The sequence below is a fragment of the Streptomyces pathocidini genome, from assembly GCF_001418495.1.
Lineage (GTDB): Bacteria > Actinomycetota > Actinomycetes > Streptomycetales > Streptomycetaceae > Streptomyces > Streptomyces pathocidini.
Window position 1 is genome coordinate 1 of sequence record NZ_LIQY01000166.1, and the last position, 11,704, is coordinate 11,704.

Here is an 11,704-nt window from a genome sequence, read left to right on the forward strand (position 1 = left end):
AAGTGTGTATAAGAGGCAGCTCGCCGGGCGGGCGGGAAATCCGTTACGGCTTACCGCCCGCCCGGCGAGTGCCTAGTAGCACTCGTTGACGCCCGGCTTCAGCGACATCTTGAGCCCGCTCAGCTTGAACGTGCCCGCACTGGTGGCCCAGGCGGTCTGCTTGACATCGGTCAGCGTGGCGCTGTCGGCCTCCTGAGCGAAGCCACCCGGGGAGGCGTGATCGTCCTTGGCGATACCGGGGCCCTTGGTGCTGGCACCCGCCGCGATACCGATGTTGATGTTGCGGAACGTGGCATTGGCCTCGAGGTCGTCGAGGTCGATGTACAGGTTCTCGGCCTTGACCGGCTCCTCGTTGCCCGCCCTCAGCTGCAGCGTGACGGTGCCGATGAGCGGGATGCCGGGCGTGACGACCGACTGGCACATGTTCCGGATCTGCGCGGTCTTGAACGCGGAGACCGCCACCGGGACGTTCTTACCACCGACCTGCGCGTCGTAGGCGCCGTACTGAACGAAGCCTTGCCCATCAAGTCGGTCGGCCGCCACCTTGAACTTCTGGCCGGACACGCTGAACGAGGCCGCGAGCGCACCCTGCGACAGGGCGACACCGATCGCGGCCGTGGCAGCGACGCTCGGGACCATGACGACGGCGAACCGCTTCCATCTGGTCCCGCCACGAGCCAGGGACTCCATGACTTTCCTCCTTCTCGGACGTACATCTCCGGCGGGGCCAGTGGGCCGACCCGGCGCTGGGATGGGAGAAGTGCTACGTCCTCGGGAAGGAGAGCGCCGCTGTGGCCTCGGGCGCGCATCGCACCCGATCCATCGGCGATCACCCCCGAGCGACAACCACTGGCCACGCTCTCGCGCAACCGGACAGGCTCTGCCGGTGGGCAGAGACCCCCCTGTCCTAGGCCGGCGCCTCTGCCGCCGGCCTGCCCGGTGGGGACCCAACAAGCCCGCGGTGCCGAGTGGATGTCGGACCGCGGGTAATGGACCGAGCGCCGACGATCGTGGTCCATTCCGGGGCTCGGCACAAGTGGCGCGTTACTAGCGAGTAACGGCGCGATGACCAGAGCGTGGTCGCCCGGTCCCGACCGGGCACGCAGGGTCGCCCGCCCAATGCCCGATTATGGAGGAGTAATTGACACATACGCGGACAAGGTGCCGCGCTTCTCTTACTGGCAGTAACAGCAAGAACCTTGGTCAAGTTTTGGCAAAACGCGGTTGAGGTGATCGAGAACCGGCCATGGCCGACGCCCCGTCAGAAGCCTGCCCCGCTCGGGGCGTGGACACGCATCGGGCCCGGCAGAGCGGATCCGTACCTTCCGGATCCAACCCACCGGGCCCTCACGCCAGTTCGGCACGATCGTTTCGCGTCAGCCGCTGCCAGAACCGACCCCCTCAGAACCGCCTCCACCGAAACCGTCCCTGCCGGAACCGCCTCTGCCGAAACCGCTTCTGTCAGAACAGCACGCGCGCCAGTGCGGTGCGCGCCGCCACCACCCGCGGGTCCTCGGCACCGACGACCTCGAAGAGCTCCAGCAGCCGTACGCGGGCGGCCTCCCGGTCGTCCCCCGCCGTACGCCGGACCGTCTCCACCAGCCGGCCGAAGGCGTCCTCGACATGACCGCCGACCAGGTCGAGGTCGGCCGCCGCGATCTGCGCGGCCGGGTCGCCCGGGCTGTCGGCCGCGGCCTTGCGGACCGCCTGCGGGTCAACCCCCTGGACCCGCTGGAGGAGTTCGGCCTGCGCGAGGCCCAACGCGGCCTCGGGGTTGGCCGGGTCGTCAGAGAGTACGTTCTTGTACGCCTGGATCGCGCCGCCCAGGTCACCGGCGTCCAGCGCCTGGCCCGCGGCGGTCAGCACGGCGTCGTACGGGCCCGCGGGCCGCTCCGGGGCCTCCTCCTGGCCGGCCTCCTCGGCGCCCGGCTCGACCGGGGCGCCCACGATGCCGAAGCGCTGCTCGGCGGCCTGGATCAGCTGGTCCAGCACCTGGCGCAGCTGCGCCTCCGGGGCTGCGCCCTGGAACAGCGGCAGCGCCTGGCCCGCGATCACCGCGAAGACCGCGGGGATCCCCTGGACACCGAACTGCTGGAAGAGCATCTGGTTGGCGTCGACGTCGATCTTGGCGAGCACGAACCGGCCGGCGTAGTCCGCGGCCAGCCGCTCCAGCAGCGGGCTCAGCTGCTTGCACGGCTCGCACCACTCGGCCCAGAAGTCGACGACGACCGGGACCTCGGTGGAGCGCTGGAGTACGTCCTGCTCGAACCCCGCCTCGTCGACGTCGAAGACGAGACGGCCGGGTGCGGCGGCCGGCTCGCCGGTGCGGGCGGCCTCGGCCCGCACCTGCTCCGCCTTCTGCTTGGCTTCCCCGGCGGCCTTCACCGCGGCAAGGTCGACGACTCCGCTCATGGACATGTTGCGTGGCTGCATGAGTACATCCTCCCCCTTCCGCGCGAGGATCCGAAAAACGCCGTGAGACGGGCGGACTGTGTGCGGCTGCGCCGGGTCCCCACCCTGCGCGTACATGGTTGTCGCGGGGGCCGACGGCCCTTTCGCTACGAGTCGTAGCGTAACCCGTCGGGCCCCTGACCGAGCAAGTCCCCACCACGTGATCTTCGCCGCGTGGTCCTCACCTCGTGGTCCTCACCTCGCGGTCCTCACCTCGTGGTCTTCGCCGGGTCGCGGCCGGTTCGGCTCGGTTCGGCCCGCCCAGCTACCGCTGGGTGGGGGTGCCCCCGGCGGTAGTTGGAGGAGTGCCCCCATCCGAGCTCCACCGCGGTGGTTGCCCGCCGTCGCGGCGGGAGAATTTTGCGGCTCCGCCGCCCCACCGCCCGCCGTGAGGGCGCGCGTTAGGGTCGCCGCATGAGCGGTGGGAGCAGGGCTGGTACCAGCGGTGGGGGGCGCCCGGGGCGGCCACGGAGCGCCGAGGCCGATCTGGCGATCCTGGACGCCACCCGGACCGCGCTCGTCGAACTGGGCTGGTCCAAGCTGACGATGGGCGATGTCGCCGCCCGCGCGGGAGTGGCCAAGACCACGCTCTACCGGCGCTGGACGAGCAAGAGCGAACTCGTCGTGGACGCGGTCGCCGTCCTCTTCGACGAGCTCGAACTCCCCGACCGCGGCAGCCTGCGGGCCGATGTCGAGGGCGTCGTGCGGCAGTTCGCGGCCCTGCTGGAGCGCCCCGAGGCGAAGACCTCGCTCATGGCGGTCGTCGCCGAGTCCACCCGCGACGACGCCCTCCGCGGCCGCATCCGCGCGGCGATCGTCGAGCGCCAGAAGCGGCTGGTCCTCCAGGGCCGGGAGCGGGCCCAGGCCCGCGGCGAACTCCCTCGCGAGCCGGACCCCTCAGCGGCGGCCCGCCACGCGGACCTGATCTTCGACGTGATCGCGGGCGCGGTCGTCCACCGCCTCCTGGTCAGCGGCCGGCCGGTCGACCCGGCCTGGGCCCGCGACCTGACCACCCTCCTCCTCGGCGGCCTGACGACGGTGGGGCAGACGCCCTAGACATCACCGCTCGCCTGCCCACCCGACTCGTCTGCCCGCGCGGCCCGCCTAGCCGCGCGGCTGGGCGGGCGCCGCGAGAACGTCACACGTCGTAGCGATCGACGGAAAAGCGATGGAGGTTGTCCGCCACCCAGGCCGAGGTGCGGCGCAGCCCGTCCGTCAAGGAGACCTCCGGCTTCCAACCCGCCCAGTCGCGGGCGCGCGTGTTGTCCGACAGCAGCCGATGCACCTCGCTGCCCGCCGGGCGCAGCCGGGCCGGATCGACGACGACCCGCGCGTCCCGCCCCGAGGCGATGATCAGCGCCTCCGCGAGTTCGCCGATGGCGATCTCGCTGCCGGTGCCGAGGTTGACCACCTCGCCCAGCGCGCGGTCGCAGTCGGCCAGCGCCAGGAATCCCGCCGCGGTGTCCGTGACGTAGGTGAAGTCGCGGGTCGGCGTGAGCGACCCGAGGCGTATCTCCCGTGCGCCGGAGTGGAGTTGGGCGAGGATCGTGGGGATCACGGCGCGCCCCGACTGGCGCGGGCCGTAGGTGTTGAACGGCCGCACGACCGTGACCGGGAGGTCGAAGGCGTGCGCGTACGACAGCGCCATCATGTCCGCGCCGATCTTCGAGGCGGAATACGGGGACTGGGGCTGCAGGGGGTGGTCCTCGCCGATCGGGGCGGTGAGGGCGGTGCCGTACACCTCGCTCGTGGAGGTGTGCAGCAGCCGCCGCACGCCGTGCCTGCGGCAGGCCGCGGCAACGTTGTGGGTGCCGGTCACGTTGGTCTGCACGTACGACTCGGGGGACGCGTAGCTGTACGGGATGCCGATGAGCGCGGCGAGGTGGAAGACGGTGTCGCAACCCGCCACCGCGTCCATCACGCGCCCCGCGTCGCGCACGTCCCCGGCCAGGATCTCGACCGGGCTGTCGGGGCCGAGGTGGTGCGCGAGATGGCCCGCCGTCCCGTACGGCTTGTAGTGCACGAGGCAACGCACCCGCGCGCCCCGCGCGAGGAGCAGATCGACGAGCGTGGAGCCGATGAACCCTTCGGCCCCGGTGACGAGGACCGTGCGGTCGGCCCAGTCGGCGTCGGCGGGGTCCGTGTCCGTCCGGTTCGCGCCGGACTGGTTCATGTGGATCAGGTTCGTGCCGGTCATGAGGAGTGCTCCTGTTCGTCGGTGCGGGGAGAGGCGGGCGTCGCGCGTCCCGCCAGGCGCAGGACCCTTGCCGCCAGGAGGTCGGCGGCCCGCGCGTGGGGACCTGGGCGGGCGGCGGCGGTCATCGCGGCCAGGCGGGACGGGTCGGCCAGCAGGGGTTCGGTGAGGGCGGCCAGGCGGTCGGCGGTCGCCTCGGCGTCCGGGAGCAGCAGGCCGGCCCCGGCGTCGGAGAGCACGCGCGCGTTGTGGGTCTGATGGTCGCCGGGGGCATGTGGATAGGGCACGAGCACGGCCGGTACGCCCGTGACCGCCAGTTCGGCGACGGTCGCCGAGCCGGCCCGGCACACCATCAGGTCCGCCGCCGCGTAGGCGAGGTCCATGCGGTCCAGGTAGGCGACGGCCCGCGCGACGCGGTCGCCGCCCGCCTCGGCGAGCCGCGCCCGGACGGCCGGCAGCGCCTCGGGGCCGGTCTTCACCAGCAGCCGTACGTCCGTACGCCCCTGCCACCGGCTCGCCAGGTCCACGGCCGCGTCGGTCAGCCGCCGTGCGCCGAGGCTGCCGCCGTTGAACACGATCAGCCGCACCCCGTCGGGCACGCCCAGCTCCCGGCGGGCGGCCGGGCGCAAGGCCTCCCGGTCCAGTTCGGCGACCGGGCCGACCAGCGGCATGCCCACGGTCTCCGCCTCCGCCCCCGCGGGCAGGTGCTCGCGGGTGCGGTCGAAGGCGAGCGCGATGTGCGGGGTGATCCGGGCGGCGAACCGGTTGGCTCGGCCCGGGACGGCGTTGGACTCGTGGATCAGGCTCGGCAGCCCGGCCAGGCGGGCGCCGACGATGACGGGCGCGCTGGGGTAGCCGCCCATGCCGACCGCGACCTGCGCGCTCTGCCGCCGCAGGATCGTGCGCACCTGCGCCCCGGAGCGCATCAGCGCGGCGGGCAGCAGATAGCGGCGTGCGCCGAGCGCCGGGTCGAAGGGGATCATGTCGACGGTGTGCAGCGGGTACCCGGCCTCGGGTATCAGCCGGGTCTCCAGACCGCGCTCGGTGCCGACGAAGGTGATGTCCGCGGCGGGGTCCGCGCGCCGCAGCGCGTCGGCGAGGGCGAGGCCGGGATAGATGTGGCCGCCGGTGCCGCCGGCCCCGATGACCACGGACAGCGGTCGGTGGGGAAGCCCCGGCGGGGCGGCGTGCGGGGGTTCGGGCTGTGGCATGCCGACCAGGTTGGCGAAATGCCCTAAGAGGCTTCTAAGAGCCCGGTTTGGCAGGCTGGGGTGGCATGGAGACCGAACGCGCCCCGAACCGTACCGCGCCCCGCCCGAGGGTCCTCGTCGTGGACGACGACCCCGAGGTGCGGGCCGCGGTCGAGGACGGGCTCGCGATCGAGGGGTTCGCGGTGCGCGGGGAGGCCGACGGGCTCGCGGCGCTGAGCGCGGTGACCGAATGGCAACCGGACGCGCTGGTGCTGGATGTGCTGATGCCCGTACTGGACGGGCTCGCGGTGTGCCGGCGGCTGCGGGCGCTGGGCGACCGTACCCCGGTGCTGGTGCTGACCGCGCTCGACGCGGTGAGCGAGCGGGTCGACGGCCTCGACGCCGGGGCCGACGACTACCTCGTCAAGCCGTTCGCCCTGGACGAGTTGACAGCCCGGGTACGGGCGCTGCTGCGGCGGGCGGCCCCGGACCCGGCCGACGGACAGCGCCCGCTGTCCTTCGCCGACCTGGTCGTGGATCCGGCCACCCGTACCGGCCTGCGCGGCGGCCGCCGACTGGAGTTCAGCCGCACCGAGTTCGCGTTGCTGGAACTGCTGCTCGCGCACCCGGGGCAGGTGCTGCCGCGGGAGCTGATACTGGAGCGGGTCTGGGGCGCGGCGTTCGGCCCGGACACCAACTCCCTTGCAGTGTACGTGGGTTACCTGCGCCGGAAGCTGGAAGCGGGCGGCGAGCCCCGGCTCGTCCACACCGTGCACGGCGTCGGCTACCGGCTGGACCTCGCGTGAGCCGCCGCAGAGCGCTCGGCGCGCGCTGGCGCCGCCGCCGCCCGCTGCGCACCCGGCTCGCGGTCGCCGCGGCGGCGGCTGTGGCGGTGGTCGCGGTGGGCGTCTGCTGGGGCGCGTTCCTGATCACCCGGAACGAGCTGTACCACCAGCTGGATCTGCATCTGATCCAGTCCGCCACGCTCGTGCAGCAGCAGAGCCGCGGCGAGCCGCCGCAGGTCGTGCACGGCGAGTGCGCGTTCCTGTCCGCGCCCGCCTGCTCGCAGATCGTCCCGGCGGATCGGGCCGAGGACCCGCGGCAGCCATACCGGTTGCCGGTCACCGCACCCGTGCGGCAGGTGGCCGCGGCCGAACGCGCCCCGTACTTCAGCAACATCACGCTCGACGGGCACCCCGCCCGGATGTTCACCACCGACTACGGCCGGGACAAGGCCCTCCAGGTGGCGCTGCGCTCCGACACGGTGGAGCAGGGCGTACGGCGGGCGGCCAAGCTGCTGACTGCGGTCGGCGCGGCGGGGGTGGTGCTGGCCGGGGCGCTGGGCTCCTGGGTGTCGCGCACCGGCCTGGCACCGGTGGCCCGGCTGACCGCGACGGCCGAGCGCATCGCGGCGACCCGGGACGCCCGGCACCGCATCGAGCTGCCGCCGGGCCCGCCGGGCCGCGAGGACGAGCTGACGCGCCTGGCGACCAGCTTCAACACCATGCTGGCCGAGTTGGAGCAGTCGGTGGTGGCGCAGCGGCGGCTGGTCGCGGACGCCTCCCACGAGTTGCGCACCCCGTTGACGGCGCTGCGCACCAACGCGGAGCTGCTGGCGCGCGGCGACCGCCTGACACCCGCACAGCGCGACCGCGCCGCGACGGCGCTGGAGCGGCAGCTGCGCGAAGTGACGGGCCTGGTGGCGGACCTGATCGAGCTGGCGCGGGAGGAGGAGCCGGCACCGCTGCTGGAGGAGGTGCGGCTCGCGGCGCTGCTGGAGCACGGGGTGGCGGCGGCCCGCGGGCACTGGCCGGACGTCGCCTTCACGACGTACGTGGACGCGGCGGTCGGGTCGGCGACGGTCTCGGGCGTTCCCTCCCGCCTGAACCGCCTGCTGAACAACCTCCTGGACAACGCGGCGAAGTTCAGCCCACCGGGCGGGCCGGTGGAGGTCGGCCTGACAGCGGCGGGCGGCGGGCCGGAACTGACGGTTCGCGACCACGGCCCCGGCATCGCCCCCGAAGACCTCCCGTACGTCTTCGACCGCTTCTACCGCGCGGACACGGCCCGGGCCCTACCCGGCTCCGGCCTGGGCCTGGGCATGGTCCGCCAGATCGCGTCGGCCCACGGCGCCGAGACGACCGCGGAACAGCCCCCGGGAGGCGGCGCCCTCTTCCGCGTCCGGTTCCCCTCCGCGGCGAACCGGACCTGACCGCACAGGGCCTAGAACCCCGGCGGCTCCGTGTAGACGCCCCACTCGTCGCGGAGGACGCCGCAGATCTCGCCCAGGGTGGCCTCCGCGCGGACCGCGTCCAGCATCGGCTCGATCATGTTGCCGCCGTCGCGGGCGGCGGCCAGCATGCCGTCCAGCGCCGTGCGCACCGCCGCCTCGTCGCGCGCGGCCTTGCGCGCGGCCAGGGCGCGGACCTGCTCGCGCTCCACCTCGTGGCTGACGCGCAGGATCTCCAGGTCGCCCGTCACCGAGCCGGTGTGGCAGTTGACGCCGACGACCTTCTTGTCGCCCTTCTCCAGCGCCTGCTGGTAGCGGAAGGCGGACTCGGCGATCTCGCCGGTGAACCAGCCGTCCTCGATGCCGCGCAGAATGCCGGAGGTGATCGGGCCGATCGGGTGTTGCCCGTCGGGGTGTGCGCGCAGGCCGCGCTCCCGGATCTGGTCGAAGACCTTCTCCGCGTCCGCCTCGATCCGGTCGGTCAGCGCCTCCACGTACCACGAACCGCCCAGCGGGTCGGCCACGTTGGCGACGCCGGTCTCCTCCATCAGCACCTGCTGGGTGCGCAGCGCGATCTCCGCGGCCTGCTCGCTCGGCAGGGCGAGGGTCTCGTCCAGGGCGTTGGTGTGCAGGGAGTTGGTGCCGCCCAGCACCGCGGCCAGGGCCTCGACCGCGGTCCGTACGACGTTGTTGTACGGCTGCTGGGCCGTCAGCGAGACCCCGGCGGTCTGGGTGTGGAACCGCAGCCACTGCGCCTTCTCGGACGTGGCCCCGTAGACATCCCGCATCCAGCGCGCCCAGATCCTGCGCGCCGCGCGGAATTTGGCGATCTCCTCGAAGAAGTCGACGTGCGCGTCGAAGAAGAACGACAGCCCGGGCGCGAAGGTGTTGACGTCCAGGCCGCGGGAGAGCCCCAGCTCGACGTAGCCGAAGCCGTCGGCGAGGGTGTACGCGAGCTCCTGCGCGGCCGTCGCGCCCGCCTCGCGGATGTGGTAGCCGGAGACCGAGAGCGGCTTGTACGCGGGGATGCCGTGCGCGCAGTGCTCCATCAGGTCGCCGATCAGCCGCAGATGGGGCTCGGGCTGGAACAGCCACTCCTTCTGCGCGATGTACTCCTTGAAGATGTCGGTCTGGAGCGTGCCGTTGAGGACGGCCGGGTCCACGCCCTGCCGCTCGGCCGCGACCAGGTACATGCAGAAGACCGGGACGGCCGGGCCGCTGATCGTCATCGAAGTCGTGACGTCGCCGAGCGGGATGTCCTTGAACAGGACCTCCATGTCGGCCGCCGAGTCGATCGCGACCCCGCAGTGGCCGACCTCGCCGAGCGAACGCGGGTCGTCGGAGTCCCGGCCCATGAGCGTCGGCATGTCGAAGGCCACGCTGAGCCCGCCGCCGCCGTTGGCCAGGATCATCTTGTAGCGCTCGTTCGTCTGCTCGGCGTTGCCGAAGCCGGCGAACTGGCGGATGGTCCAGGTGCGGCCGCGGTAGCCGGTGGCGTGGAGGCCGCGGGTGAAGGGGTACTCGCCGGGCCAGCCGATCCGCTCGAATCCCTCGACAGAGTCGCCCGGCGCCGGCCCGTACAGCGGCTGCACGGGGTCTCCGGAGAGCGTGCTGAAGTCGGCGTCCCGGGTGCGGGAGGCGTCGTACCGGGCCTGCCAGCGGCGGCGGCCCTCTTCGATGACGTCGGCGTCCATACCTTCAAATTTACTAGGACGTCCTAGTAAATGTCGATGGGAAAACGCCCACACTCTCGGTGCGGGCGCTCCGCTACGCCTTGACCGGCTCCGCCGCGGGGTCGCCGACCTGCGAGGACAGCTCCCGTACGACCCTGCGCTCGACGAAGAACGCGGCCGTCGGAACCGTGCCGGCCAGCAGCACCCACACGAGCTTGCCGAACGGCCACTTCGCCTTGGAGCCGAGGTCGAAGGCGAAGATCAGGTACAGCACGTACAGCCAGCCGTGGGCGATGCCGACGGCGCTGGTGAAGCCGGCCGCGCCATCCAGCTCCAGCAGGTACTTGGCGATCATGCCGATCGTCAGCAGGACCAGCAGCACGCCAGTGACGTAGGCCAGCACGCGGTAGCGGGTCAGCACGCTTCGTTTCATGGCAACGAGCGTAACCGCCGGTTCCGGGCGATCAACGAGCGGGCCGGGCCCTGCGGCGGCGAGCGGTCCCCCACTCCTCGCGGCGGACCGTCCCCACTCCTCGCGGGAGGCCGTCCCCTACTCCTGGAAGTCGCCCGACGCCACCCGCAGGGGCCTGAGCATCGCGAAGATCTCCCCGCACTCCTCGGCGTCGTAGACCCCTAGCCCGAAGTCCATCGCCATCAGGTCGCGGGTCGCCGAATCCACCACCTCACGGCCCTTCGCCGTGATGGAGGCGAGCGTTCCGCGGCCGTCGTTGGGGTTCGGGCGCTTGTCGACCAGGCGGGCCCTCACCAACCGGTCCACGGTGTTGGTGACCGAGGTGGGGTGCACCATCAACCGCTCGCCGATCTTCGACATGGGCAGTTCACCGGATTTGCTGAAGGTGAGCAGCACCAGCGCCTCGTACCGGGCGAAGGTCAGGCCGTACGGCTTGACGACCGCGTCGACCTGGCCGAGCAGGATCTGCTGGGCGCGCATGATCGAGGTGATCGCGCCCATGGACGGAACGGAGCCCCATCGCTGCTTCCAGAGCTCGTCGGCCCGCGCGATGGGATCGAAGGGGAGGCTGAGCGGCTTCGACACGCCATCGACCCTACCGGCCTGATGAGGGGTGGCCGGCCCCGTTCCGGAGAGCGGAACACCAAACCAGACATGCCCGGCATGTCCGCAGGGTCCGTTGGGTAGACGCGCGTCGAAGCATCGTTCTCGGGGCGGGACCCGGGAGCACGGATCGTGCGCGCGGGTCCCGGCTCGGAGGGAGGGCGTCAAGTGCCGTTCCACGTCCACGAGGTCGGGGCCGCGTCCCGTACCGCCGTCGATCCGCTCACCGGCCACCGGCAGCCGCCCTGCCGGTTCGCCGTGTCCCCGCTCTGGGAGCTGCGGGAGGCGGTACGGGCCCTGGAGGCGCCCGGGTGCGGCGAGGAGTGGCGGCTGCCGTGGCTGCGCCGCATACGGACCGCCGCCTCGGGGCTCGATCTGCGGCCGCTGTGGCCGCTGCTGCGCGATCGCGCCACCACACCGGAGTTCCTGTGCCCGCCGCCTTCCGGGGCCGCGACGGCGATCGAGGACGAGCTGGCGCGCGTACGGGCCGCGGATCCGGCGCGGGCCGCCGCCGAACTGACCCGCTCGGCGGCGGGCACGGGCGTACGGGGCCGGGCGCCGGCGGCCGATCCCGCGCGGGCCGTACGGGAGCTGGCCGACCTGCTGGAGCTGGCCTGGCGGGCGCTGCTCGCCCCGCACTGGCCGTGGCTGCGCGGGCTGCTGGAGGCCGATGCCGCGTTCCACACGCGGCGGTTGGCGGACGAGGGGCCCTCGGCGCTCTTCCGCGAGCTGCATCCGCGGCTGGGCTGGGAGGAGGGCGCGCTGACCGTGCGGACGGGCGCGGAGCTCACGCGGCTGGCCGCCGACAACGGGCTCGTCCTGTTGCCCAGCGTCTTCGTCCGGGCCGATGTGGTGGTGGGGGCCAGCCCGGGGTGGCCCCCACCACCACAT

At 72.7% G+C, this 11,704-nt stretch carries 11 protein-coding genes; 4 read left to right on the forward strand and 7 right to left on the reverse strand.

The window, feature by feature from the left end; translation table 11 throughout:
- Positions 1 to 72: 72 nt before the first annotated feature.
- The gene (locus AOK16_RS10010) at positions 73 to 690 is read right to left on the reverse strand and encodes a DUF6230 family protein (RefSeq protein ID WP_055471897.1); all 618 of its coding nucleotides are present in this window, start codon (positions 688 to 690) and stop codon (positions 73 to 75) included.
- A gap of 771 nt (positions 691 to 1,461) precedes the next feature.
- Positions 1,462 to 2,433, reverse strand: coding sequence for a tetratricopeptide repeat protein (locus AOK16_RS10015; RefSeq protein WP_055471898.1), 972 nt, complete (start codon positions 2,431 to 2,433; stop codon positions 1,462 to 1,464).
- 432 nt (positions 2,434 to 2,865) lie between these two features.
- Here AOK16_RS10015 and AOK16_RS10020 point away from each other — a divergent pair, with 432 nt between their 5' ends.
- The gene (locus AOK16_RS10020; RefSeq protein ID WP_055471899.1) at positions 2,866 to 3,507 is read left to right on the forward strand and encodes a TetR/AcrR family transcriptional regulator; all 642 of its coding nucleotides are present in this window, start codon (positions 2,866 to 2,868) and stop codon (positions 3,505 to 3,507) included.
- An 82-nt stretch (positions 3,508 to 3,589) separates the two neighbouring features.
- Here AOK16_RS10020 and AOK16_RS10025 read toward each other — a convergent pair whose 3' ends face one another.
- Positions 3,590 to 4,624 (reverse strand): SDR family NAD(P)-dependent oxidoreductase, encoded by a 1,035-nt coding sequence (locus tag AOK16_RS10025; RefSeq protein ID WP_055471906.1) that lies wholly within the window; start codon positions 4,622 to 4,624, stop codon positions 3,590 to 3,592.
- 20 nt (positions 4,625 to 4,644) lie between these two features.
- Positions 4,645 to 5,856, reverse strand: a complete 1,212-nt coding sequence (locus AOK16_RS10030; RefSeq protein ID WP_055471900.1) for a UDP-N-acetylglucosamine--N-acetylmuramyl-(pentapeptide) pyrophosphoryl-undecaprenol N-acetylglucosamine transferase — start codon at positions 5,854 to 5,856, stop codon at positions 4,645 to 4,647.
- A 65-nt stretch (positions 5,857 to 5,921) separates the two neighbouring features.
- Between AOK16_RS10030 and AOK16_RS10035 the strand changes: the two genes are divergently transcribed.
- Both AOK16_RS10035 and AOK16_RS10040 read left to right on the forward strand, forming a co-directional pair.
- A complete protein-coding gene (locus AOK16_RS10035) occupies positions 5,922 to 6,641 on the forward strand; it encodes a response regulator transcription factor (RefSeq protein WP_055471901.1) in 720 nt (239 codons plus the stop codon).
- Positions 6,638 to 8,047 (forward strand): sensor histidine kinase, encoded by a 1,410-nt coding sequence (locus tag AOK16_RS10040; protein ID WP_055471902.1) that lies wholly within the window; start codon positions 6,638 to 6,640, stop codon positions 8,045 to 8,047. Before AOK16_RS10035 ends, AOK16_RS10040 begins: the two co-directional genes overlap by 4 nt.
- A gap of 11 nt (positions 8,048 to 8,058) precedes the next feature.
- Here AOK16_RS10040 and AOK16_RS10045 read toward each other — a convergent pair whose 3' ends face one another.
- The 3 genes from AOK16_RS10045 to AOK16_RS10055 form a co-directional block, all read right to left on the reverse strand.
- Positions 8,059 to 9,759, reverse strand: a complete 1,701-nt coding sequence (locus AOK16_RS10045; RefSeq protein WP_055471903.1) for a coenzyme B12-dependent isobutyryl-CoA mutase large subunit — start codon at positions 9,757 to 9,759, stop codon at positions 8,059 to 8,061.
- A 73-nt stretch (positions 9,760 to 9,832) separates the two neighbouring features.
- Positions 9,833 to 10,171 carry a DUF3817 domain-containing protein gene (locus AOK16_RS10050; protein ID WP_055471904.1) on the reverse strand — a complete coding sequence of 113 codons (339 nt, stop codon included), beginning with the start codon at positions 10,169 to 10,171 and terminating at the stop codon, positions 9,833 to 9,835.
- A gap of 117 nt (positions 10,172 to 10,288) precedes the next feature.
- Positions 10,289 to 10,795 carry a MarR family winged helix-turn-helix transcriptional regulator gene (locus tag AOK16_RS10055; RefSeq protein WP_055471905.1) on the reverse strand — a complete coding sequence of 169 codons (507 nt, stop codon included), beginning with the start codon at positions 10,793 to 10,795 and terminating at the stop codon, positions 10,289 to 10,291.
- A gap of 186 nt (positions 10,796 to 10,981) precedes the next feature.
- On the opposite strand from AOK16_RS10055, the gene AOK16_RS10060 reads away from it, so the two are divergent.
- A partial coding sequence (locus AOK16_RS10060) for a DUF5937 family protein (protein ID WP_107098306.1) occupies positions 10,982 to 11,704 on the forward strand: 723 nt, incomplete at its 3' end.

What these genes read in the sequence shown, in the direction of transcription:
- AOK16_RS10030 (WP_055471900.1), bottom strand. Translation starts at nt 5,856, where the DNA reads ATGCCACAGCCCGAACCCCCGCACGCCGCCCCGCCGGGGCTTCCCCAC.
- AOK16_RS10025 (WP_055471906.1), bottom strand. Translation starts at nt 4,624, where the DNA reads ATGAACCAGTCCGGCGCGAACCGGACGGACACGGACCCCGCCGACGCC.
- AOK16_RS10050 (WP_055471904.1), bottom strand. Translation starts at nt 10,171, where the DNA reads ATGAAACGAAGCGTGCTGACCCGCTACCGCGTGCTGGCCTACGTCACT.
- AOK16_RS10045 (WP_055471903.1), bottom strand. Translation starts at nt 9,759, where the DNA reads ATGGACGCCGACGTCATCGAAGAGGGCCGCCGCCGCTGGCAGGCCCGG.
- AOK16_RS10020 (WP_055471899.1), top strand. Translation starts at nt 2,866, where the DNA reads ATGAGCGGTGGGAGCAGGGCTGGTACCAGCGGTGGGGGGCGCCCGGGG.
- AOK16_RS10035 (WP_055471901.1), top strand. Translation starts at nt 5,922, where the DNA reads ATGGAGACCGAACGCGCCCCGAACCGTACCGCGCCCCGCCCGAGGGTC.
- AOK16_RS10010 (WP_055471897.1), bottom strand. Translation starts at nt 690, where the DNA reads ATGGAGTCCCTGGCTCGTGGCGGGACCAGATGGAAGCGGTTCGCCGTC.
- AOK16_RS10015 (WP_055471898.1), bottom strand. Translation starts at nt 2,433, where the DNA reads ATGCAGCCACGCAACATGTCCATGAGCGGAGTCGTCGACCTTGCCGCG.